Here is a 23,352-nt window from a genome sequence, read left to right as displayed (position 1 = left end):
GGCATGCAGCCACCCTGCACCCGACGTCGTAGCCTGGAGGGGTGGATGCCCCCCTCCTCGACCTGCTCTCTCGGGGCCCGTTCGCCGTGCTCACCGGTGCGGGTCTCTCGACGGACTCCGGGATCCCCGACTACCGCGGTCCCGGTTCACCGGTCCGACGGCCGATGACGTATCAGCAGTTCATCGGCGACCCGGCCTTCCGGCGCCACTACTGGGCGCGCAACCACGTCGGCTGGCGGCACGTGCGCCGCGCCGAGCCCAACGACGGCCACCGTGCCCTCGCCGAGCTCGAGGCATCCGGCAGGGTCGCCGGCGTGATCACCCAGAACGTCGACACCCTGCACGCCGCCGCCGGCAGCTCACGCCTCGTCGACCTGCACGGCAGCTACGACCGGGTGGTGTGCCTGGGCTGCGCGGCTCTGGTTTCACGTGAATCGTTGGCCGTGCGCCTCGAGGCCGCGAACCCAGGTTTCACGGAGTCGGTGGGCCGGGTCGAGGACATCGAGATCGCCCCGGACGCCGACGCCGTCATCGAGGCCACCGCGCACTTTCGCCCCGTGGACTGCGAGAGCTGCGGTGGGCTCCTCAAGCCCGACATCGTGTACTTCGGCGAGATGGTCCCCAAGCACCGGGTGACCCGCGCCTTCGCGATGGTCGACGACTCCGCCGCCCTCCTGGTGGCCGGGTCCTCGTTGACCGTCCACTCGGGTCTGCGGTTCGTCAAGCACGCCGCCAAGACCGGCAAGCCGGTCGTGATCGTCAACCGCGGCGTCACCCGCGGTGACCACCTCGCCACCGTCGTCCTGGACGCGGGCACGACGACGACGCTGCGCGACCTCGCGGACGCCCTCACCTCCTGAGGCGGCCAGCTCCGCGTAGTTCAGCGCAGGTCAGCGCAGGTCAGCGCAGGTCAGCCACGTCGTTCAGCGAAGAAGGCGACGAGCTGCTCCGCGCACTCGGCCTCGCGCACCCCGCCCAGGACCTCGACGCGGTGGTTCATCCGGGGGTCACGCACGAGGTCCCACACGGACCCGGTCGCCCCGGCCTTGGCATCCCAGGCGCCGAGCACCAGCCGCGGCACCCGGGCGAGCAGGATCGCCCCGGCGCACATCGCGCACGGTTCGAGGGTGACCACGAGCGTGCATCCGGACAGCCGCCACTCCCCCACGACGCCTGCGGCCTCACGCAGCGCGAGCACCTCGGCGTGGGCGGTGGGATCCCCCGTGGCCTCCCGGGCGTTGTGCCCGCGGCCGATGATGGTCCCGTCCGGCCCGACGACGATCGCACCGACCGGCACGTCGCCGGTCTCGAGCGCGAGGGACGCCTCGGTGATGGCCAGCGCCATCAGTCGATCGAGATCGGCGCGCCCCAGGACGGGGGTGGGCTGCTGCGCGGCGGGCTCTGGCACGGCTTGAGCCTATCGCCCGCCCTCCCGGCACCTCGCCCGGCCTCCAGACGGTAGGTTGGGGGCATGCGCCTGCACGTCATCGACCACCCGCTGGTCGCCCACAAGCTCACCGTCCTGCGAAACAAGGAGACGGCGTCTCCGACGTTCCGGCTCCTCGTCGACGAGCTCGTCACGCTCCTCGCCTACGAGGCGACCCGTGAGGTGCGCACCGAACCGCACACGATCACCACGCCCGTGACGACCACGGTCGGCACCCGGATCGCGGACCCGCGCCCGCTCGTCGTGCCGATCCTGCGCGCCGGGCTGGGCATGCTCGACGGCATGACCCGCCTGCTCCCCACGGCCGAGGTCGGCTTCCTGGGCATGCAGCGCGACGAGCAGACCTTCGAGGCGGTCACCTACGCGAACCGTCTGCCGGACGACCTCACCGGTCGCCAGTGCTTCCTCATCGACCCGATGCTCGCGACCGGCGGGACGCTCGTGGCGGCGATCAACTTCCTCTTCGACCGCGGCGCCCGCGACGTCACCGCGGTGTGCCTGCTCGCCGCCCCCGAAGGGCTTGAGATCCTCGACAAGGCGATCGGGGACCGCATCGACGTCAAGGTCGTGGTCGCGGCCGTCGACGAGCGCCTGGACGAGAACGGCTACATCGTCCCTGGCCTGGGCGACGCCGGCGACCGGCTGTACGGCGTCGTCGACTGAGTCGCACCGCCACCATGTGAGACGTCTGGTGTCACCTCTAGGTGATCGGGAGATCACCTGCGAGTCTTCCCTGATGAACACCCCACGCCTGACTGACGCCGCCGCCTCGGTGCGCCTCGTCATGTCCGCGTGCGGTCGTGCGTGTTGTCGGTTCTGACTCTCCTCAGACCACCGACCTGTCCCGTGCCCGGGACCCCACGCATACCCGGAGAATGCCATGACGGCTCCCATCGATGTTTCCGCACCCACACGCCCCCAGCCCGGCTTTCTGCTCTGGGTCGGGATGGACCCCGCAGACCGTCGGCATCGCGCCGCCGAGATCATCGAGCTGGCCGAGACGCTCGGCGAGCTCGCCCGCGAGCTCCTTCCCACCGCCGAGACCTTCACTGCGCTGTCGCTGGGCGAGGCCAGCCCCCAGACCCCGCGCACCGAGGACCTCGGCGCGCTGCGCCAGCGGCTCACCGCGCTCCAGGTGATCGCCCACACGTCGCTGTTCGACGTCGACCTGTCACCGCGGGTGCGGATCGACCTCCCGGCACGCCGGGTGGTGGCCGACGGCGCGGAGCAGCGGCTCACGTACAAGGAGTTCGAGCTGTTGTCCCACCTCGTGACGTCCCCCGGGCGGGTCGTGTCGCGCTCGGAGCTGATGCTGTCCGTGTGGCGCTCGGAGGGCATGGGCTCCGCGTCCCGGACCATCGACGTCCACGTGCGCCGGCTGCGCGAGAAGCTGGGCCTGCAGCACCAGATCGTCACCGTCCGCGGCGCCGGCTACCGCTTCGTCCCCAGCGAGTACGTGGAGGTCATCGACGTCGGCGACATCGGCGACATCGGCGTCGTCACCCGGGCGGGGTGACCGGCGCCCACGTGCCGGTCAGTGCGTGGTGAAAGTGAGGACGCCGATCATGTACTGGTCGCTGGTGGTCTCGGCGGTGACGGTGTTCTGACCGGCCGTGACCGGCCTGGTCTCGAACTTCTTCGCGTCGACGCCGAGAGAGTTGCCGTAGCGGGCGGCCGATCCCCAGGCGGTCGAGTTGAACGCGTCCGCGGCCTGGCCGAGCAGGACCTTCCCGGCCGTGGATCCGTGCAGCACCGGGCTCATCGCGGCCCCGTTGAGCAGCAGCCGGTCACCGGTCACGCCGCGGTCACCCTCCCACGCGACGACCCCGACGGTCGCCGTCCCGGCGTCGTCGAAGAAGCTGAAGCTCGCCGTGGACTTGGTGGTCACCGCGAGCGCGCCGTCGAGCACGGTGACGGTCCCGGTGGGCAGCGCGGCGTCCTCGTAGACCACGACGAGGGACCAGCCCCCGTAGTAGGAGTCCTGGCCCCCGAACTTCTCGTCGTAGTCGATCGCGGGCAGCGCGACGTCGGCCACCGACCACTCGCCGGGCCCGTCCGCGACGACCAGGTCGGTGACGTCGGCGTAGGACTGGTAGGAGACGCGCCCGCCGCTGTCGGAGACCTGGCCGAGCACCTCACCGGCCACGGCCTGGTAGGTCCCGGTCCCCGGTCCGCGGACCTTCGCCACGGTGAGGTCCTGCGTGAACACCTCCCCGGCCTTGCGGTTCGCGGACCAGTAGAGCCCGGCGTGCTTGACGCTCGCTCCCGCCGGGAGGTCGACCGTGGCCGACGACGAGGACGTGGTACCACCCGCTGCGTTGAGCGGCTTCATGACGTGGTGGTTGTTCTGCGCGACGCCCCCGGCGACGTCGTCGGCCAGGGCGCAGGTGCGTCCGGCCGCGACGGACCCGGGTTCGCAGCGCAGGAGCGGTGCACCGACCTCGGTCACCGCAACCGATCCCAGCCAGGTCCCGCGGATCCCCAGCTCGCTCTGCGAGGTGACGGTGAACGTCCCGCTCGCCTGGGCCTGCGCCCCGGTGACCGGATCGGTCCCGGTCACCGTGTAGGCGATCTCCCCCGAGCTGACCAAGCCGTCGACGGCCGCCAGCGAGAGCGGGACGAGGCTGGCCTGCCCCGCGGACAGCGGGCCGATCACGCACCTCAGGGTGTCGTCGCAGCCCGCGGCGGAGACGGTCCCGGCGACCCCGTCCGGGAGGTCGAGGGTCAGCGTGACGTCCGTCAGGTCGAGGTCCGCGCCGTTGCGCAGGGTCACCGGGACGGTCACCCCGTCTCCGATCGCGACGGTCGCGACGGGGTCGACGCCGAGCGTGGGAGCCGCACGCTGAGGCTGGGGCTGGTCGAGCACGCCCGACAGCTCGGGGCCGGGGTCTTCCCACCCGGTCGAGGAGTGAACGACCAGGACGTCGAAGCTGTTCGCGCCGGGGCCGATGGTCAGCGCGAGCGGTGCGTGCCGGCCCGGTGAGACGGCGAGCAGGCCCGCGGAGCGGAAGGTCGCGACGTCGGGCAGGGCGACCGGGAGCGGCGCCAGGAGGGAGCCGTTGACCGCGAGGTCGGTGGCGCCCCGGGCCACCCCGGTGGCGGCGACGCGGACCGGGCCCGTCGCGGGCAGCAGGACGGAAGGCGAGACGGGCGCCGGGGCCGCCGGCGATCCGGCGACCGGGGGCGCGAGCGCGGCCGGCGGTCCGTGGAGCACGGTCACCGTCGCGGCGGGCAGGTCGGCGCGCTCGTAGACGACCGTCAACGACCATGTGAGGTCTGCCGGGAGCGCGGCGCCGGCGATCGGGGCGACGAACCACCGGCCAGCCCCGAGATGATCGGTCACGAGCGCGGTGACGTCGGCGGCTCCCCAGTAGGAGGAAGTTCCTCCGGGCGCGGAGGGCAGGACCGTCGAGCGCCCGGTGACCGTCTGGCGGGCGAACCCGCCGGCGTCGGTACGGACCTCCACCTCGGTGAGGTCGGCGGTCTCGAAGCCGGCGGCGTCCTCACCGGACCAGACGAGCGTGGCCTCGCGCACCGTGACGGCGTCGGGCAGCTCGAGGGTGAGCGGGGCCCCGAGCGGGCCGGCGACGTGGGCGACCTGCAGGTGACCCTGCAGGATGCTCGCGGCGGACAGCCCTGTCGGCGCGACGGACACCCTGGACGCGACCGCGGCCGGGACCGGGTCCGGCGACCCGGTGAAGGTCGTGGCGGGCTCGAGCGCCCCGACGAAGGTCGATCCGTCGCCCACCTGGACGGGCACGATGACCGTGGCTCGCCCGTCCCCGTGGACCGCCGGCCCCCCACAGGTGAGGACCTCGCCCCCGAGGGCGCACGTCCATCCCGGGGTGCTGCCCGGCGCAGGAAGGACACCAGCCCCGCCGGCGGCGACCCGCCAGCTGATCCCGCTGTCGACCGGCAGGGTGAGCGAGACCTGGGCGTCGGTGGCCGTGACGTGGCCTCCGTTCGCGACCGTCACGGCGACGTGACCGGGCTGACCGGAGACCAGGGCCGCCACCGGCGTCACGGTCGCGGACAGCCGCGCCGGTGCTGGGTCGACCTGGGAGGTGAACGGCCACGGCGCGCCGATCGGGACCTGCCCGACGAACACCTGGGCGGTCAGGTTCGCCGTGACAGCGTTCTCGGCGTAGAAGGCGAGGGCAAGGGTCACGTCCGCGCCGGGGGCGATCTCGTCGACGAGACAGCGCACGACGTGCGTCCCGGTGCTGGACCCGACGTCCGAGCACGACCAGCCGTCCGCCGCGGTCACGGCCAGACGCGGTCCGAAGACCCCGCTGCTCGAGCTGGACTCCGGGACGAAGCGCAGCGAGTCAGGGACGGTCAGGGACACGGCCACGTCCGTGGCGGCGGTGCCTCCGGTGTTGCTCACCGCGAGCTCGACCGTGTTGGCCTGACGCGCCACCATCGTGGCGCCGTCGAAGACGACCTGCAGGTCGGCCGGGGAGGCGGGTGGGGATGTGGGATCGCTCGTCGGGTCGGCCGTGGGATCGGTCGGCGGGGCGAGAGTCGGGGCAGGCGTGGTGGCGGTCGGACCGCGGACCGGGCTAGAAGTCGGGTCAGGATTCGGCGTCGTCGCCTGGCTCAGGCTGGACGGGTTGCCGGCGGGAGCGGCCCGGTCAGGGGCCGACGACGGTGCGCTCGGCACCGGGGACGGTGCGCCGTCTCCGCGGGCGGGTGGGGTGACGTCAGCGTCGGTGAACGGGGTGCCGTCCGGCACGAGGGTGTTGGCCGGATCCGTCGGATCGGCCGACGGGTCCAGGAGGGGGGGCTGCGGGGCAGGATCGGTGCCGTCGGTGCCGTCGGTCGCGAGCGGGCCGGGAGGTGCGACGGCTTGGGGCGGGGCTACGGGCTCGTCCGAACCGGGGAACACCCCGAGGGCGGCCGCGACCGCGACGCCCGCGCCCACGACCAGGACCGCCGCCGCACCGACGAGCAGAGCAGGCACGCCCGCCAGAGCCGCGCCGATTCCGGATGCGGCACCTCCCGCGGCGACCGATGACGCTGCGGCGGAAGCGACCCCCGTCGAGGTCGCCGCTCCTGACGCTCCAGCGGCAGCGCCTCCGCCGCTCGCGGCGGCGCCTCCGCCGCTCGCGGCGGCGCCTCCGCCGCTCGCGGCGGCGACCGCCGCGCCCGCGACCACGGACGCACCCGTGATGCTCACGGCAGCAGCGACGCTCGCCGCGGTGCCGGTCGCTGCGGTACCTGTCGCTGCGACGGTCGCGGTACCGGTCACTGTGGACCCGGCGGCTGCTCCGGCGGACGTCCCGGCGCCACCCGCGGTCGATGCCGTCGACGCCGTCGCTGCCGTCGCTGAGGTCGCCACGGCGGTCCCCCACAGCGGCAGCCCACCACCGATGACGCCGACGCCGGCGAGGCCGAGCACCAGCGGTGCGATGATCGCGCGCATACCGTGCGAGACGTCTCCGAGCTCGACGAGCAGCCCTCGGCACTCCCCGCAGGACTCCAGGTGGGCTTCGACGAGGATCGTGTCGCGCTTGGACAACGCTTCGCGCACGTAGCCGGCCAGCAGCGGGTTGGTCCTCGCACAGTCCTCGGTGGGCGCCGACGTCAGGTGCTGCTGCAGATACTGCTGGCGCAGGCCCTCGCGGGCACGGTAGGTCAGCGCCGCTGCGCCGTTGGCGGTGAGCCCGAGGCTCGGGGCGAACTCAGCCGGTGCGAGCCCTTCGACCTCGGAGTACCACAGCGCAGCCTGCCACCGCTCAGGGAGCGCCCGGTAGGCCCTAGCCACGGTCGACCGTTCGAAACCTTCGAGGGCAGGCTCCTCGCTCGAGGCCGAGGGGCCGAAGGCGGACTCGAACCCGGCGTCGTCGGTCGGCTGGACCCGTCGGCTCTGGTTGACGGCCACATAGGCGAGGCGGCGCACGACGGTGAAGAGATAGGCGCGGAAGGCCGTGTCCGGCCCGCCCCCCCGGCGCAAGATGGTCAGCACCTTGGTGAATGCGTCGGCGACCACGTCGTCCGCGCCCGCGGTCGAGGACATGTACTGTCGGGCCACCGTGCGCGCCGCGCCCGCATGCCGTTCGTAGAGCGCGCCAAAGGCAGCCGTCGCACCGTTGCGGACGGCTGTGATCAGTTCTGTGTCGGGAGAGGCTGCGTCCCACACGGAGATCTGGTCCTGGGTCACTGCACCACCTTCACCTGTTGCCCCCTGAATCCTGCCTGACACAACCCCGTACGTCTACGGGTGGGCAGGCAGCACCCGAGCACCCCGGCCTGTCGTGCTCGTCCACGATGTGCCCTTTCTCCTGGACCGGGAGAAAACCGCCGCGCGGTCTCGCGTCATGAACGCCACCCAGAGGTGTCTCTCTTGACGTGAACGTCCTCGCTCCGGGTGCCCTGCCACCCCTGGAAACTCTTCGCAGCCAGTGGCGATCCGCCAGCCTCGCCTCCACCTGGTTGCACCCTGACGACTGGTACCACCCCAGCATCGACGTGCTGCTGGAGGCACTCCCCCGCACCGGCCACGCCGAGTCCGCGTGCGAGGCCCTCGGGTCCGCCCGCGCCGAGGCTGGCTGCGGCGTCGGCGAGACGATCGACGACCTCACCTGCCTCTTCGGCACTCTCAACCGCCCCGCCCCGGGCGCCGCGATCCGCGCGTTGACCATCGGCTGGGTCGGCAGCCAGACGGCTACCTCGCTCTCGATGAGCTGCGTGGACGCCAGCTCAGGCCTGCACACCCTCGAGTACTTCTCGGTCCGGCTCCGTGAGGTGTACGGCGCCCTCGCCCGCGGACGGGTCGTTCCCAGCGCGGGCCATTCGCTGTTGTTCGTCGACGTCGGGCTCGAGAACCTCTCCCTGCTGGACAGTGCGGGCTGCTCGGCCGGGATGGGGCACGCCCTGCTCAACGCGTTCGAGCCGGGCCACCCGATCGCCGTCCTCGGTGGCTGCTTCTATGTCACCCTGGTCGAGCCGCCGACGGACCTGGCACTCTCGGCAGACGCAGACGCACTCTCGCTCTCGCTCTCGAAGCGGATCGAGCAGTCCGCGTCCGACCTGGGGTTCATCGAGTTCCTGCGCCGCCCCCCGCGGGTGTGGTGCGAACCGCTTCCCGACACCCACGAGGACGTCATGGCGCTGCTCCACGGTCGACGTCGTCGCTAGGATCACTCCGGGCCACGACGCCGCTACGGTGCAGCGCTCTCGATTTCGACGGGTCTCCGGGCGTATCCGAACCCCTTGAGCAGAGGACCAGCGAGAACGGCCAGGATCACACCGAGGCCCGCAACCGCGACCATCGCTCCCCGCAACCCGGTCCCTTGAGACCACAGACCGACATAGACCGGACCTAGAAGGAAGCCCACGTAGGAGACGGTCGTGACGATCGCAGTCGCCCGCCCCCGATACGCCTCGTCGACAGTGCGAGTGGCGATGCTCAGCATCATCGGGTAGAGCGCAGCCGTGCCGGCTGCGGCGAGAGCGAGCCCCAGGATAGCGACCGGAAGGCTGGGGGACACGGCGATGAGCAGGGCGCCGGATGCCGCGGCCATCGCACCCAGGAGGACCACCGTCGGCTCGTGCCCCCGCCGGACGGTTCCTAGGGCGAATCGGGTGACGGCGACGACCGAAGCGAAGACGGCGGGCCCGACAGAACTGAAGCCGGGGCCGGCGCCGAGCTCGTCTTCGAGGAAGACGGCACCCCAGCTCTGGTGCGCATTCTCGCTCGCGAAAGCCAGTGCTCCCAGCACCCCAATGAGCAGGAGGGGCGCGTACTGCGGTCCCAGTCGAGAATCAGTGTCTCCCCGAAAGGTCACGGGGGGACGCGTCAGGGCACCTCGTGAGAGAACCCGCAGTGTGCTCACCGAGGCGACCGCGGACAGAACCGCCACCAGGAGAAACGCAGCGAACGTCGGCAAGTCGAGCCACGAGAAGAATCCCGTGGCGAGACTGGACAGCACGACAAAGGTCGAGAACACACCTCCCGAACGGAGGATGATGGGCTTGCCGGTGCTCTGTTCGGCGCGCCCGGCGATCGAGTTCATGGCGACGTCTGTGGCACCGCTTGTCGCCCCTACGACCGTGAGCCCGACACACAGGGCGATGAAGCTGTGAGCAGTCAGGGCGACGCCGAGTCCCGCCGCGCCGAGCGCGACGACTGCGGCGACCACGAACCGAAGCCCCAGCCGATCCATCGCCCTCCCCGCCATCACCATCGCGGGTAGGGCACCCAGCCCGATGAAGAGCAGCGCGAGGCCCAGTTGTCCGTCGTCGACACCTGCCTGCGCACGGATACGGGGGACGCTAGCGCCCCACCCGCCCCAGAAGGAGCCGAAGGTGGCGGCAGCGAGGTAGGCGGCAGAGACCAGGCCTTGTGCGTCCGAACGGGCGAATGGCATGTGTGTGACGTTACACACGTAGACTCGTCCTATGCAATCGGAATCGCGAAGAGCCACGATGACTCAGGTCGCCGCACGTGCCGGAGTGTCTGTGATGACGGTGTCCTATACGTTCGGTCGACCAGAACGTGTATCGGACGAGACTCGGGGGAAGGTCCTGCGGGCGGCTGCTGAGCTGGGATATGCAGGCCCCGACCCCGCCGCGCGATCCCTCCGCTACGGCAGCACACGCACGCTGGGCGTGATCCTTGGCGAGCACCTGACCTATGCGTTCGACGATCCACAGGCAGCCGCTTTCCTTGCCGGGATCGCAGAGGTCTGTGCGGAACGTGGCTATGGAATGCTGATCGTTCCCGTCACGGGCGCAGACGACGACGCCCGACGGGTAGCCGGTGTGCCCGTCGATGCCTTCGTCGTCTGGACCACGACCGACGACGACGACGTGCTCGACGCTGTGGCCCTGTCCGGTCGTACCGCCGTTGTTCACGGTGGGCCCTCTCGGGAAGGATTCACACTAGTGAGCATCGACAACCGTGCCGCGGCCTTCGCCATGGGCATGCAGACGTTCGCTGGAGCGACCCACCCCGCGATCCTCAGCTTCCCGCTTGACCGTCAGCGCAGGACGGTCCTGGCGTCGGGGATCGACCTCGATACGGTGCGGTTCCCCGTCACCCGTCAGCGGCTGCAAGGGTACAAGGACGCGCTCGAGGCATTGGGGCACGACTGGTCGAACGTGCTCGTCGGCGTCGCGGCAACGAATGACGACGACGAGGCGCGCTCGCTCGCGATGAAGATGCTCGCGTCCGATCTGCGTGTTGATGCAATCGCAGCGATGAGCGATGAGCTGGCGTTTGGAGTCCTTCAGGCAGCAGCGGCATCGGGGGCGCCCGTCCCTGCGAAACTCCTGGTGAGCGGCTGGGACGATTCAAAGGCCGCCTCGGCACAGGGACTCACCTCGGTGGCTCAGGATCTGCGTGCACAAGGTGCGACAGCTGCGCGGCTCGCTCTTGGCAGCCACGCCCCGTCCCACGCCGATCAGTGGTCGGTCGTCGTCAGGGCTTCGACGACCAGGTCCTGACCACCGGGCGCAGCCCGCTCAAGGTGCGGCGGCACGACGACAACACCTGGTGTCGCAGGACGCGGTGTCAGCGGGGGCTGTAGGTCAGGCAGTCGGCCAGCTCGTCGGCCGAGGACCCGGCGCCGATCCGGATGGAGGAGGCCGAGCACTCCAACGAGACGTTGTGCGTGCACTCGCTCCGCTGGCAGGCACCGACATGACCGATGACCTTGTCGAGGCCGCCCTTGTGGGACAACGGGATGAAGGTGACGCACTCAGCCACCCCAGTGTGTCCGGCGACGGTCACCGCGCCGGCGTGACATCCGTCGTGGTTGTAGCCGCAGGTCGCGACGGAGCACTCGCTGACGTGAGGCAGGTCGAGAAGTGCACTCATGGTTCCTCCAACAGTTGTTCGGTGCACCCGGGACGTCGGCGTACCGTGACTTCCACCGTAAACCCCACAAGGCAATTGCGCCGAGGAATCATGGACCATGCGCAGCGCATTTGATTGCAGCAATACGAGAGCACATTGTTGCGTATTTGATGTTCTTACCGGTCAGCGGTCCCGGGCGCTGTCGGCGATCGATGAGGGCACCTCTATGAGTGCACAGGAGCGCCACGGGGGCTACCGTGAAACCATGAGCGCCCACGTTCACAGCTCGTTGGACGACGACCACCCAGCCCGCCCTCACTCCTCGGCGCGCGAGGCCGCCGCGCCCTATGACCCGCTCACCTTCGTCCCCGACTCCGCGCACCTGCTCGCGCGTGGCCGCAACGCCGACGTCTACCTGATCAATGACACCCAGGTGCTGCGGCGCCTGCACACGGGTGCGACGAACTACCCCAACGTCGACCTCCTGCGCCACCTCAACGCCCACGGCTATCCCACCGCCCGGCTGATCGCGGTCGAGGGGACGGACCTCGTCATGGAGCGCCTCCACGGACCGACGCTGCTCCAGGCCCTGGATACCGAGGACGTGACGATCCCGGAGGGAGTGCGGATCCTGCTCGACCTGCACACCGCGCTGCACGCCCTCCCGCTCCCACCAGGGACCGAGGCGCCGGCCGGAGCGTGCATCCTCCACCTGGATCTGCACCCGGGGAACGTCCTGCTCACCTCGACCGGGCCCCAGGTCATCGACTGGGAGGCGGCACGTTTTGGACCTGCAGAGCTCGACCTCGCGACGACGGCGCTGATCTTCGCGGAGGTGGTCGTCGACGGGAACGAGTACGCCCACGCCGCCCACTCCATGCTGCGCCACTTCAACGACGCGACCGGACCGGGCTACGGGCCGCACGTCACCGAGGCCGCAGACCTCCGGGCCGCACACCCCACCTTGGACCCGGCAGAACGCGAGCTGCTGCCCGAGGCGTGCAACGTCGTCGCGCGTGAGCTGGAGCGCATCACCGGATAGCCGCCTGGCGTCCTGTGTCAGCGCTGCGGTCGTCAGCGGTCAGCGCTGCGGTCGTCAGCGCTGCGGTCGCCAGAGCACGAGGGCACCGCTCTCGGGCAGGCCCTCGCTCGGGCCCGGGTCCCCGTGTCCCCACCCTCGGCGCCGGAACCGCTGCCCCCTGCGCACCGCGACGACGTCGCCCGACGCCCCCGCGGTGAACACCCGGGAGCCAGGGTCGGCGGCCGCAGCGAGCAGGTCGACCCGGTGCTGCAGGAGGCGGACCTGCGACTCCAGGTCGAGGATCCGTTTGATCCCGGCGAGGTTGATGCCCTCGTCATGGCTGAGGCGCTGCACCTCGACGAGCTGGTTGATGTCTCGCAGGGAGTACCTGCGCCCGCGGCCACTGGTCCGCTGCGGGGACACGATCCCCAGCCGGTCGTACTGGCGCAGCGTCTGGGGGTGCATGCCGGCGAGCTCGGCGGCGCGGGAGATCGCGAAGACAGGCTCGTCCTCGCGGGGTCCCCCCTCGAACACCACCTCGACGCGCATGGCTGCTACTCCTTCGCCCGCGCGAGCAGATCGGCGCGGATGTCGTCACCACCGGTCGCCGCCGCGAAGGCCTCGACCGCCTCACGGGCTGCCTTGGACAGCTTCTGCGGGACCGCGACCTGGACAGAGACCAGGAGGTCCCCGGTCTGCTTCGCCGTCTTGACGCCGTGCCCCTTGACCCGGAGCACACGGCCGGCCGGCGTCCCTGCGGGGACCTTGACCTTGACCGTCGCCCCGCTCAGCGTGGGCACCTCGATCTGGGTACCCAGGGCCGCCTCGGCGAAGGTCACCGGCACGGTCATCCGGAGGTTGACGCCGTCGATCGTGAAGACCGGGTGCGGGGACACCGCGACGGTGATCGAGAGGTCACCGGCCGGTCCGCCGGCGATGCCGGGGCGGCCCTTGCCGCGCAGCCGGATCTTCTGCCCGTCGCGCACCCCGGCCGGGATGCGCGCGGTGACGGGGCGTCCCTCGACGCTCAACGTGACCGTGCAGCCCTCGACCGCGTCGCGGAACGGAAGCGTCGTGGTCGCCGAGATGTCCTGGCCGGTCTGGGCCCGGGGGTTGGGACGGAAGCCTGACTGGCCACCACCGGCACCGCCGCCGCCGAACATCGAGCTGAGGATGTCGTCGAAGCCGTCGGGCATACCGCCACCCCCGCGGGTGGAGTACTGGGTGCGACCGCCGCCGCCGAACATCCCGCCGAACATGTCCTCGAAGCCTGCGGAGCCGCGGGCGCCCGACCCGGCCGAGAACCGCGCGCCACCGCCGGCCATCGCGCGGATGGCGTCGTACTGCTGGCGCTGCTCGGAGTCGGAGAGCACCGAGTAGGCCTCGCCGATCTCTTTGAACTTGGCCTCAGCCTTGGGATCACCGGAGTTCTGGTCCGGGTGGTACTTGCGGGCGAGCTTGCGGTACGCCTTCTTGATCTCGGCGTCGTCCGCGTCCTTCGAGACGCCGAGCGCGGCATAGAAGTCCTTCTCGATCCAGTCCTGACCGGTCAAGGCGCCTCCTTTCATGTGCTGGACTCCTCTCGCGAGGGGCCCAGGGGTGAGCTGTCTGCTGTTCTGGTGCTGCGAGCCCGGACCCGGGCGGGTCCGGGCTCGCAGGATGCTCCGGGGTGTCAGGCCTCCGGGCCGGTGACGGCCACGCGCGCGGCGCGCACGATGCGGTCACCGATCCGGTAGCCGGTCTCGATGACGGCCGTGACCGTCGTCGTCGTGGCGTCCGGAGACGTCTGGTGCATGAGCGCCTCGTGGACGGCCGGGTCGAACTCTTCCCCGGCCTCCCCGTAGGACTCGACGCCGAACCGCGTGAGCGTAGCCGTGAGCTTGTCGGCGATCGTCTCGAACGGCCCGGTGAGGTCGCCGGCATGGCGTGCGCGGGCGACGTCGTCGAGCACCGGGAGCAGCCCGACGAGCAGGTCCTCGATGCCGCGGTTGCGTGCCAGCTCCTGCTCGCGCTTGGCGCGCTTGGAGAAGTTCACGTACTCCGCGTTGACGCGCTGCAGGTCACCGAGACGCTCGGCCGACTCGGCCTGAGCCTTCTCGAGCTCGGTCAGCTCGACCGGGGCAGCCGGGGTCGCGTCGACGTCGAAGGCCTCCGTGGAGGGCTCGAAGTCGAGCCCTTCCAGGGGGTCCGTCCCGTCGGCGCTGGGCGAACCGTTGGGGTTGGTCACTTGGCCTCCTCTTCGTCATCGACGATCTCGGCGTCCACGACGTCCTCGTCCGAGGCCGTCGCCTCTTCGGGTGCGCCGGCGCCCTCGGGCGCGTCGTTCTGCGCGGCGTAGAGCGCCTCGCCGATCTTCTGCGCGACCGTGTTGAGGGTCTCCTGCTTGGCCTTGACCTCGGCGATGTCCGTCCCCTCGAGGGCGGTCTTCACCTCGTCGATCGCGGTCTGGACCTCGGAGCGGATCTCCTCGGAGATCTTGTCCTCGTTCTCCTTGAGCAGCTTCTCGGTCGAGTACGCGAAGGACTCGGCCTGGTTGCGGGTCTCGGCCTCCTCGCGGCGGGCCTTGTCCTCGGCGGCGTGCTCCTCCGCCTCGCGGACCATGCGGTCGATGTCTTCCTTCGGCAGCGCGGAGCCACCGGTGATCGTCATCGACTGCTCCTTGTTCGTGCCACGGTCCTTGGCGGAGACGTGCACGATCCCGTTCGCGTCGATGTCGAAGGTGACCTCGACCTGGGGAACCCCGCGCGGGGCCGGTGCGATACCGGTCAGCTCGAAGGTGCCCAGCGGCTTGTTGTCCCGGGCGAACTCGCGCTCACCCTGGAAGACCTGGATGAGGACGGAGGGCTGGTTGTCGTCAGCGGTGGAGAAGATCTCGCTGCGCTTGGTCGGGATGGCCGTGTTGCGCTCGATGAGCTTGGTCATCACCCCGCCCTTGGTCTCGATGCCCAGGGACAGCGGGGTCACGTCGATGAGCAGGATGTCCTTGCGCTCACCCTTGATGACGCCGGCCTGCAGGGCGGCGCCGACGGCGACGACCTCGTCCGGGTTGACGCCCTTGTTGGGCTCCTTGCCACCGGTGAGCTCCTTGACGACCTCGGTCACCGAGGGCATCCGGGTCGAGCCACCGACGAGGACGATGTGGTCGATGTCGGAGATCGAGACACCTGCGTCACGGATGACGGCGTGGAACGGTGCCTTCGTCCGGTCGAGGAGGTCCTGGGTCATCTGCTGGAACTGCGCGCGGGTGAGCTTGGAGTCCAGGTGGATGGGGCCGTTCTCGCTCATCGAGAGGTACTGCATCGAGATGTTCGTGCTCGTGGCCGAGGAGAGCTCCTTCTTGGCCTGCTCCGAGGCCTCGCGCAGGCGCTGCAGGGCGATCTTGTCCTTGGACAGGTCGACACCGGAGGAGTTCTTGACCTCCTTGATGAGGTGCTCGACGATGCGGTTGTCCCAGTCGTCCCCGCCGAGGCGGTTGTCACCGGAGGTCGCGCGGACCTGGATGGTCGAGAAGTCGTCCTCGTCCTTGCCCACCTCGAGGAGGGAGACGTCGAAGGTTCCGCCACCGAGGTCGAAGACGAGGATGAGCTCGTCCTCCTTGCCCTTCTCCAGGCCGTAGGCCAGAGCCGCAGCGGTGGGCTCGTTGACGATCCGCAGGACGTTGAGTCCGGCGATCTGGCCGGCGTCCTTGGTGGCCTGGCGCTCTGCGTCGTTGAAGTACGCGGGGACGGTGATGACGGCGTCGGTGACGGGCTCGCCCAGGTACTCCTCGGCGTCACGCTTGAGCTTGCCGAGGATGCGCGCGGAGATCTCCTGCGCGTTGTACGTCTTGTCATCGATCGCGACCGACCAGTCGGTCCCCATGTGACGCTTCACCGAGGAGATGGTGCGGTCGACGTTGGTGACGGCCTGGCGCTTGGCGATCTCGCCGACGAGGACCTCGCCGGTCTTGGAGAACGCCACGACGGACGGGGTGGTGCGGGCGCCTTCGGCGTTCGCGATGACGGTGGGCTCGCCACCTTCGAGGACCGAGACGACCGAGTTGGTGGTTCCGAGGTCAATTCCGACTGCACGTGCCATGTGTGTTGCCTTCCCTTGCCTGCGCCGGCGAGTCTCCTCGCGGCGGCCTGCGCCCGACGGCGCGGAGCCGCTCGGCGTGCTGGTTGAGTCTGTTCCACTCAAGTCTGCTCCTCAGGTCTGCGATGCGCAAACTCGGAGGCTCAAACTTGAGTCTGTCTGGCTCAACCTTGAAGTCGTGGGATCTATTCCCCGTCCTGGAGGACGAGGAATCTACTCCACCGACCGCAGTCGCCAGCCCTGCTCGCCTCGACGCTGCTGGATGAACACCTCGCGGCCGTCACGCATGGGCAGGCCGGAGCCCTTGACCACGTCCACGATGTCGTCGAGGGACTTGCTGGGACGCAGCAGCTCACGGCCGTCGGAGTCGACGAGCCGGTACAGAGTGGGCTCGCCCGGTTCCCCTGGGCGCGGGGGTGCGAGGGGATCGGGCCGGCGGGCCTGGGACGGGGACCGCAGGTAGCGGTCGACCGCGCCGGAGCTCAGCGCCTTCGTCTTCGGTGCCCGCTGGAAGAAGTCCAGGAGTCGGAAGGAGAGGTCGTGCAGGTGGAGGTCAGAGGCCACCGCCCGAGAGTGCAGCAGCTCTGAGGCGTCCGGCTCGCCCATCTGGTGGGACATCATGATCAGGCCCTTGGCCTGCTCGATCGAGGTGCGCCGGACGGCGGACGCGCTCGCGTCGGCGGACGACGTCCGCGCCGCGACATCCTCCTGGACGTCGGAGAGATCGATGAAGTACCCGGTGACGATCTCGACTCCGGTGGTCAGGTCGGTCGTGACCTGGCCCGTGACGAGAACGGTCCGGACCTCGCCGTGACCGGCGATCACCTGCCGCGAGAAGCTGAAAGGGTGCCCGACCGACCGGAGCTCGGCTTCGGCCTCGGCCTCATCCACGTCCGCGCCGCGCAGCCGGGCGATCAGCAGGTCGGTCGTGGGAATCGCATCACCCGGGTTGAATCCGTGGATCCGGTAGGCGTCGTCCGACCACCACCAGGTCCCGCTCGCCACGTCCAGGCGGTAGATCCCCACCATCGGCCGATGGTGGACCGCACGCTTCTCGCCGTCGCGCGAGTCGTCGTGGTCCACGGCACCTCCCGCTCCGCGCGGGGATCCCCTGATCCCCGCAGCCACCATCCACTCTAGCCACGGCCCCCCTCGTGGGCGCGGGGAATGGTCAGCGGGCTGTTCCCGCATCCTCGAGGACCCCGCGCGCGGTCTCGGTCAGCGAGAAGCCGCTCTGCTCGGCCAGGCTGAGCAGGGCCTCGAAGGCAGCCGCCATCGAGAGTTCGCCGAAGTACGCCAGCACACCCTTGGCCTGCTCGATGAGCACCCGACCGCTCAGTGCCTCCTGGACGCGGGTATGGAGGTCCTCGTCGGAGACCACCGCGGGCCGGGCGAGGGCGAGGGCGGCGAGATCGGCGAAGCTGCGTGCCAGCACGAGGGAGCGCTCGTCGAGCATCTCGGACGCGCTCGAGAAGAGGTTGAGCCCGCCGATCGACTCCCCGCGCCACTGCAGCGGGAAGGCGAAGACCGACTGGAAACCGGCCAGGTGCGCGGCCTCGCCCACGGACGGCCACAGCTCACGGACGGTGTCCAGGCCCACCGCGAAGATCGGGGTGAGCGTGGCCATCGCATCGATGCACGGACCGGTGTTGTGGAGCACCTGATAGAGCTCGAGGTCGTTCGCCTCGTGCGAGGTCGAGGCCAGCAGCTCGGCCCCGACCCCGGGGTCCTTGACGAGCAGCCCTGCCGCGCGGATGGGCAAGAACTGCACGCAGTCGCGGAGCAACCGGGCGAGGAGGTCCGTCACGTCGTGGTCCTGGACAAGCAACGAGGTCATCTCGCCGATGGCCTGCGCGGAGGTCTGCGGTCTCATGGTGTGTCGGTCCCCCTGCTGTCGTCGTTGCCCTGGTGATGGTGGTCGTCAGTCCGATGCTGCTCGTCGGTCCGTTGCTGCTCGTCAGCATGATGGTGCTCGTCAGTCCGGCCGTTGCTGCGGTCTCGCCTGGAAAAATCGAGCTCGCGTTCGACGAGCTCGGCGGACACCGCTTCCACCGTCGTCGACTGAGCGTAGGCGTGCGCCCGGATGAGCGTGAGGGCGTCCTCCGGTGTCAGCCCCAGCTGCGCCACGACCATGCCGGTCGCCTGATGCACCTGGGCCCGGCTGGCCCACACTCCTTGCGATGCGCCGTCGTGCTCGTCGGTGTCGCGCAGCAGCGCGCCACCGAGGATGTTGGCGAGCACCTGGGCGTCCGCAGCGGACCGCCCCAGCACCCGCGGAGCGGTGCAGTACACGGTCAGCACGCCTAGGACGCTCGAGCCGATCCGCATGGGGAAGGCGTAGACCATCATGGCCCCCATGGCTTCGCCGGCCGACTGTGCGAACGTCGGCAGCCCGCTCCCGTCCCGATCGACCAGGAGGACGACCGCGCCGTTCCTCAGGTATGCCTGCTGCGTGGGCCCGTCCCCGAGGACCTCTTCGAGCTCGTCGATCCGTGCGGCTGTCTCGTTGGTCGTCGACACCGTGAAGCGCTGCATGGGCGTCGGCGTCAGCGCGACAGCGCCGCCATCGGCACCGAGCATCCTCACGCTGGCGCGGCACAGGCGCTGAGCGAGTGATTCCTCAGGCGGTTCCTGAGAGATGTTCAGAGCGAGTTCCGCAAGGATGCTCACGTTGTCGTGCATCGCACCCTCCGACCTGGCGCACGTTGTTCCTGCATAGTGTGCCCCATCCGGGGTGCGGCACAACCTGTCCCACTTCTCCTATCGTCCCACCATGTGGGGTCGTCGCGGTGTTCGAACGGCGAAGTTCTTGGACACGTCCGTTCGACTGCTGATGTCGAGGCCCGCGTCACCGGCTCGTCGCGTCGTCGACCTCGCCGACGAGCACCTCGATGATGTCCTCGAGGAAGAGCGCACCGAGGATCTCGCCGGACGCGCCGACCGAGGCCGCCACATGGGACCCGGTGCGACGCATCGAGGCAAGGGCGTCCTCGAGCTCGGCCGTCGCGGGCACGGCGCCGAGCGGACGCACCCGGTCGACCGGGATGGGCTGGCCGACGACGGCCGGGCCGGTGAGGTCGAGCACGTCCTTGAGGTGGACGTAGCCCGAGGGCGCACCCGAGGGGTCCGCGAGCAGGTACCGGGAGAACCCGTGCTCGACGACCGCCCGGTGCAGGTCGTCCGGGGTGGAGTGATCAGGGAGCCGGACCAGTCCGACGAGGGGCACCTGCACGTCCGCGACCGTCTTGGTGGTGAACTCGAACGCCTTGGCCAGCGTGCCCGAGGCGTCGGCGAGCACCCCTTCGTGGGTGGACTGCTCGACGATCGTGGCGACCTCGTCCAGGGTGTACGTGCTGGTCGCCTCATCCTTGGGCTCGACCCCGCACAGGCGCAGCACGCCGTTGGCGAGCCAGTTGAGGGTGGCGATGATCGGGTTGAACACCCGGGCGACGACGACGAGCGGCGGCGCCAGCAGCAGTGCGGCCTGGTCCGGCACCGAGAACGAGAGGTTCTTCGGGATCATCTCCCCGAACACCACGTGCAAGAAGGTGACCAGCGCGAGGGTGATGGCGAAGGCGATCCAGGTGATCGCCCCCTCGGACAGGGCGGTCAGGCCGAGCGGGATCTCCAGCAGGTGGTGGATCGAAGGTTCGGCGACGTTGAGGATGAGCAGCGAGCACACGGTGATCCCCAGCTGGCTCGTGGCGAGCATCAAGGTCGCATGCTCCATCGCCCACAGCGTCGTCTTGGCCGCCTTGCTGCCGGCCTCGGCCCGCGGCTCGATCTGGGAGCGACGGGCGGAGATGACCGCGAACTCCGCTCCCACGAAGAAGGCGTTGACGGCCAGCAGGACGACGAGCCAGACGATTCCGGGCAGGTACTCGCTCATCGGTCGGCGTCCTCGTCAGGAAGGTCGCCGCGCAGCCGCGAGACGATCGCGTCGTGGTCGCTCGCCACGCTCGGGTCGTTCACCGGGTCGTCGGGGACGTAGGTGATGTGCTCCACCCGACGACCGTCGACCGAGCGCACGCGCAGCATGCCGCTCTCGATCCGGACCTCGTCGCCGACCTCGGGCAGGCGGCCGAGCTCGGCGGTGACAAAACCGGCGACGGTCTCGTAGTCGGCGGAGTCCGGGACGATGATGTGCGCCCGGTCGGCGAGCTCGTCGGGACGCAGACCCGCGTCGAAGGTCACGGAGTCCCCCTCGCGCTCGAACCCGGCGGCGGTGTGGTCGTGCTCGTCCTGGAGCTCACCCACCAGTTCCTCGACGAGGTCTTCCAAGGTCACCAGGCCCGCGGTGCCGCCGTACTCGTCGGTGGCGATCGCGATCTGGAAGCCGGTGCGGCGCAGCTGGCCGAGCAGCGTGTCGATGCCCATCGACTCCGGCACGAGGAACGGCTCGGCCATGATCGCCGAGACCGGCGTCGTGGCCTGGGCGTCGAAGGCCACCGCGAAGGCGTGCGTCACGTGCACCACCCCGACGATGTGGTCGATGTCGTCCCCGGTCACCGCGAAGCGGGAGTGCCCGGACTCGTGCGCGAGGGCGAGGACGTCCGCTGCGGTGTCGGTCTCGCTCACGGTGTCCATGCGCACGCGGGGGGTCATGACCTCGGAGGCGGTGTGCCCGGAGAACTCCAGGGCCTTGCCGAGCAGGGTCGCGTGGTCCTTGTCGAGCATGCCCTGCAGCGCCGAGCGCCGCACCAGGGAGCTGAGTTCCTCGGCCGAGCGCGCGCCGGAGAGCTCCTCCTTGGGTTCGATCCCCATCATCCGGATGATCGCGTTGGCGGTGTTGTTGAAGGTGAGGATCACCGGCTTGAACACCGTGGTGAAGGCGCTCTGGAACGGGATGACGACCTTGGCGGTGGCCAGCGGGAGCGCGAGGGCGAAGTTCTTCGGCACGAGCTCACCGATGACCATCGAGAACAGGGTGGCCAGGGCGATGCCCAGGATGCCGCCGACGGCGCGGACCGACCCCTCGGGGATCCCCAGGTTCGTCAGCGGATCGGTGAGCAGCGAGCTGATCGCCGGCTCGAAGGTGTACCCGGTGAGCAGGGTGGTCAAGGTGATGCCCAGCTGGGCGCTCGACAGGTGGGTCGAGGTGATGCGCAGTGCGTTGATCGTCGGGCGGAGGCGTTTCTCGCCGCGGCGCTCGCGGGCCTCGAGGTCCCTGCGGTCAAGATTGACCAGCGCGAACTCGGAAGCGACGAACAGCCCGGTGCCGACCGTGAGCAGGAGGCCGATGCCGACCAGAGCCCATTCGTTCATCGGATGCCCCCTGGCGAGCGTAGACGCGGGCCTGAGCCGGTCATGTCGTCACAAAGGGGCGAGGGTCTGTGCGAGGGAGGGTCATCCATGGTGAGAGAAGTGTACGTGGGCCGGGTCAGTCCGTGACGACGAACGCCGAGAACGGGGCGTCCAGGTCGAGGGTCTGCCCGGTCAGGGCGTGGGCCACCGAGAAGATGTAGTCCTCGTCCACCCCGTCGGTCCCCACCGCGACCCCGAGCTCGGCGGGGAGCGGCTCCCCTTCCTCCTCGACCCGCTCACCTTCGGAGTACACGACGCACCGGGTCAGCGAGCCGTCCTCGTAGTACCAGAAGCCGTAGGTCTCGGAGGTGGAGAACACCAGCGCGACGAGGGCGACCGTGCCCAGCAGCACCTCGGTCGCCTCGATGGACTGGAGCGCGTCCGGGTCGAGGACCACGTGGGCGGAGGGGTCCCACAGCTGGGCCCAGGACCCGTCGCCCTGCAGGTACACCCGGTCCGCCGGGAAGCTCGATGTCGCCTCCTCCGCGCTGACCTCGCCCACCGCCTCGGTCTCCCTGCCGCCGAGCAGGGAGAGCAGGCTCTCGGGGGCGCGGTCGCGGACGAAGAGTGCAGACGTGTTCCAACCCATGAGGAGATTCTCCCCCACCGGCGCGCAGGCCGGGACACGTCTGCTGTGTTCACGGCCCAGCCGGCGGGTGTGACCTACCGTGGCAGGCATGACACCTCGACTCGACCTCGTCGGCTTCGTCGTCACCGACATGGCCCGCACCCTGGACTTCTACCGCCGCCTCGGCCTGGAGATCCCCGGATCGGCCGACGCCGAGGCGCACGTCGAGCACGTGCTGCCCGGTGGGCTGCGCCTGGCCTGGGACACGAGGGAGGTGGTGCTGTCCTTCGAGCCCGGCTGGACCGCGCCGTCGGGCGGGCACCGGATGGCCCCGGCCTTCCGGTGCGAGACCCCCGCAGAGGTGGACACGACGTTCGCGGCGCTGGTCGCCGCCGGCTTCGCGGGGCACCGGGAGCCGTGGGACGCGTTCTGGGGCCAGCGCTACGCGACCGTGCTCGACCCGGACGGGAACACCGTCGACCTGTTCGCAGACCTCGCGACGGAGGAGTCGACGGAGTCCGCCTAGGATCGGTCGATGGCCACCGACGGCAGGTACCCCAAGGGCGTGCTCAAGCGCGAGCAGATCCTCGACACCGCCCTCAAGGTGTTCGCCGACGAGGGCTACCGCGGCACGAGCCTGCGCACGGTGGCCACCCGGTGCGGGCTCAGCGTCGCCGGCGTCCTGCACTACTTCGACTCGCGGGAAGACCTGCTCGCCCAGGTGATCACCCGTCGTGACCTCATCCCGCGTCCGGCCGGCACGGCGAGCGTCGAACCGTACGCTCTCGTGGACGGGATCCGGGCCAACATCGACCAGCCCGGCCTCGTCGAGCTCTTCGTCTCCCTCACCGCGGCGGCCCGCGACCACGACCACCCGGCGCACGCGATGCTCGCCCGGCGCTACACGTCCATGCGACTGCGGATCCAGGGAGCGATGCGCGACCTGCAGGACGCCGGCCGGGTCCCGGCGCACCTCGACCCGGATGCCCTCGCGCGGCTGATCATCGCCGCGGCCGACGGCGCCCAGATGCAGTGGATGGTCGACGACGAGGCCACCCTGGACGGCCCGCTGGCCACCTTGATCTACGACGTCCTGGGACTGACCCGGCCGGAGTGAGCGGATGGAGGTGCACCGC

Annotated in this window: 22 protein-coding genes; 8 read left to right on the top strand and 14 right to left on the bottom strand. The window is 70.2% G+C overall.

Annotation, left to right across the window (positions count from 1 at the left end):
* Positions 1-41 precede the first annotated feature (41 nt).
* Positions 42-860, top strand: a complete 819-nt coding sequence (locus ACWA15_RS01950; protein WP_464057730.1) for a Sir2 family NAD-dependent protein deacetylase — start codon at positions 42-44, stop codon at positions 858-860.
* Between the two features lie 50 nt (positions 861-910).
* On the opposite strand, the gene tadA is transcribed toward ACWA15_RS01950, so the two are convergent.
* On the bottom strand, positions 911-1,345 hold the full coding sequence (gene tadA / locus ACWA15_RS01945; protein WP_464059374.1) for a tRNA adenosine(34) deaminase TadA: 435 nt from the start codon (positions 1,343-1,345) through the stop codon (positions 911-913).
* A 126-nt stretch (positions 1,346-1,471) separates the two neighbouring features.
* Here tadA and upp point away from each other — a divergent pair, with 126 nt between their 5' ends.
* Positions 1,472-2,110, top strand: coding sequence for a uracil phosphoribosyltransferase (upp, locus tag ACWA15_RS01940; RefSeq protein WP_464057728.1), 639 nt, complete (start codon positions 1,472-1,474; stop codon positions 2,108-2,110).
* Between the two features lie 283 nt (positions 2,111-2,393).
* Positions 2,394-2,963 (top strand): winged helix-turn-helix domain-containing protein, encoded by a 570-nt coding sequence (locus ACWA15_RS01935; RefSeq protein ID WP_464057726.1) that lies wholly within the window; start codon positions 2,394-2,396, stop codon positions 2,961-2,963.
* 18 nt (positions 2,964-2,981) lie between these two features.
* On the opposite strand, the gene ACWA15_RS01930 is transcribed toward ACWA15_RS01935, so the two are convergent.
* On the bottom strand, positions 2,982-7,610 hold the full coding sequence (locus ACWA15_RS01930; RefSeq protein ID WP_464057724.1) for a sigma-70 family RNA polymerase sigma factor: 4,629 nt from the start codon (positions 7,608-7,610) through the stop codon (positions 2,982-2,984).
* 188 nt (positions 7,611-7,798) lie between these two features.
* Here ACWA15_RS01930 and ACWA15_RS01925 point away from each other — a divergent pair, with 188 nt between their 5' ends.
* On the top strand, positions 7,799-8,587 hold the full coding sequence (locus ACWA15_RS01925; protein WP_464057722.1) for a hypothetical protein: 789 nt from the start codon (positions 7,799-7,801) through the stop codon (positions 8,585-8,587).
* A gap of 23 nt (positions 8,588-8,610) precedes the next feature.
* On the opposite strand, the gene ACWA15_RS01920 is transcribed toward ACWA15_RS01925, so the two are convergent.
* Positions 8,611-9,819 (bottom strand): MFS transporter, encoded by a 1,209-nt coding sequence (locus ACWA15_RS01920; protein ID WP_464057720.1) that lies wholly within the window; start codon positions 9,817-9,819, stop codon positions 8,611-8,613.
* A 58-nt stretch (positions 9,820-9,877) separates the two neighbouring features.
* Between ACWA15_RS01920 and ACWA15_RS01915 the strand changes: the two genes are divergently transcribed.
* Positions 9,878-10,897, top strand: coding sequence for a LacI family DNA-binding transcriptional regulator (locus ACWA15_RS01915; protein ID WP_464057718.1), 1,020 nt, complete (start codon positions 9,878-9,880; stop codon positions 10,895-10,897).
* Between the two features lie 67 nt (positions 10,898-10,964).
* On the opposite strand, the gene ACWA15_RS01910 is transcribed toward ACWA15_RS01915, so the two are convergent.
* Complete coding sequence (locus ACWA15_RS01910) at positions 10,965-11,270, bottom strand: DUF1540 domain-containing protein (RefSeq protein ID WP_464057716.1); 306 nt, start codon at positions 11,268-11,270, stop codon at positions 10,965-10,967.
* A gap of 244 nt (positions 11,271-11,514) precedes the next feature.
* Between ACWA15_RS01910 and ACWA15_RS01905 the strand changes: the two genes are divergently transcribed.
* On the top strand, positions 11,515-12,291 hold the full coding sequence (locus tag ACWA15_RS01905; protein ID WP_464057714.1) for a phosphotransferase: 777 nt from the start codon (positions 11,515-11,517) through the stop codon (positions 12,289-12,291).
* A 54-nt stretch (positions 12,292-12,345) separates the two neighbouring features.
* On the opposite strand, the gene ACWA15_RS01900 is transcribed toward ACWA15_RS01905, so the two are convergent.
* The 10 genes from ACWA15_RS01900 to ACWA15_RS01855 all read right to left on the bottom strand — a co-directional run bounded on the left by ACWA15_RS01900 (position 12,346) and on the right by ACWA15_RS01855 (position 22,237).
* Positions 12,346-12,819: a heat shock protein transcriptional repressor HspR gene (locus ACWA15_RS01900; protein WP_464057712.1), complete on the bottom strand. Its 474-nt coding sequence runs from the start codon at positions 12,817-12,819 to the stop codon at positions 12,346-12,348.
* Between the two features lie 5 nt (positions 12,820-12,824).
* The gene (locus ACWA15_RS01895) at positions 12,825-13,823 is read right to left on the bottom strand and encodes a DnaJ C-terminal domain-containing protein (protein ID WP_464059372.1); all 999 of its coding nucleotides are present in this window, start codon (positions 13,821-13,823) and stop codon (positions 12,825-12,827) included.
* 119 nt (positions 13,824-13,942) lie between these two features.
* Positions 13,943-14,497 carry a nucleotide exchange factor GrpE gene (gene grpE, locus ACWA15_RS01890; protein WP_464057709.1) on the bottom strand — a complete coding sequence of 185 codons (555 nt, stop codon included), beginning with the start codon at positions 14,495-14,497 and terminating at the stop codon, positions 13,943-13,945.
* A complete protein-coding gene (gene dnaK / locus ACWA15_RS01885; RefSeq protein ID WP_464057707.1) occupies positions 14,494-16,347 on the bottom strand; it encodes a molecular chaperone DnaK in 1,854 nt (617 codons plus the stop codon). The genes grpE and dnaK overlap by 4 nt, the downstream gene beginning before the upstream one ends.
* Before the next feature lie 210 nt (positions 16,348-16,557).
* Positions 16,558-17,427 (bottom strand): ANTAR domain-containing protein, encoded by an 870-nt coding sequence (locus tag ACWA15_RS01880; RefSeq protein WP_464057705.1) that lies wholly within the window; start codon positions 17,425-17,427, stop codon positions 16,558-16,560.
* Between the two features lie 88 nt (positions 17,428-17,515).
* Positions 17,516-18,217, bottom strand: a complete 702-nt coding sequence (locus ACWA15_RS01875; protein ID WP_464057703.1) for a GAF and ANTAR domain-containing protein — start codon at positions 18,215-18,217, stop codon at positions 17,516-17,518.
* Positions 18,214-18,924 (bottom strand): ANTAR domain-containing protein, encoded by a 711-nt coding sequence (locus ACWA15_RS01870; RefSeq protein WP_464057701.1) that lies wholly within the window; start codon positions 18,922-18,924, stop codon positions 18,214-18,216. Before ACWA15_RS01870 ends, ACWA15_RS01875 begins: the two co-directional genes overlap by 4 nt.
* Before the next feature lie 268 nt (positions 18,925-19,192).
* Positions 19,193-20,233: a hemolysin family protein gene (locus tag ACWA15_RS01865; RefSeq protein ID WP_464057699.1), complete on the bottom strand. Its 1,041-nt coding sequence runs from the start codon at positions 20,231-20,233 to the stop codon at positions 19,193-19,195.
* Positions 20,230-21,609, bottom strand: coding sequence for a hemolysin family protein (locus ACWA15_RS01860; RefSeq protein ID WP_464057697.1), 1,380 nt, complete (start codon positions 21,607-21,609; stop codon positions 20,230-20,232). The genes ACWA15_RS01865 and ACWA15_RS01860 overlap by 4 nt, the downstream gene beginning before the upstream one ends.
* A gap of 115 nt (positions 21,610-21,724) precedes the next feature.
* Positions 21,725-22,237, bottom strand: coding sequence for a hypothetical protein (locus ACWA15_RS01855; protein ID WP_464057695.1), 513 nt, complete (start codon positions 22,235-22,237; stop codon positions 21,725-21,727).
* An 88-nt stretch (positions 22,238-22,325) separates the two neighbouring features.
* Between ACWA15_RS01855 and ACWA15_RS01850 the strand changes: the two genes are divergently transcribed.
* Both ACWA15_RS01850 and ACWA15_RS01845 read left to right on the top strand, forming a co-directional pair.
* Complete coding sequence (locus tag ACWA15_RS01850; protein WP_464057693.1) at positions 22,326-22,742, top strand: VOC family protein; 417 nt, start codon at positions 22,326-22,328, stop codon at positions 22,740-22,742.
* Between the two features lie 9 nt (positions 22,743-22,751).
* Positions 22,752-23,333 (top strand): TetR/AcrR family transcriptional regulator, encoded by a 582-nt coding sequence (locus ACWA15_RS01845; RefSeq protein WP_464057691.1) that lies wholly within the window; start codon positions 22,752-22,754, stop codon positions 23,331-23,333.
* Positions 23,334-23,352 lie beyond the last annotated feature (19 nt).

The sequence above is a fragment of the Sanguibacter sp. TS_SC_8 genome (genome assembly GCF_055361235.1).
The sequence above is the reverse complement of the archived record's forward strand: the minus strand, read 5'-3'. Positions and strand labels throughout refer to the sequence as shown.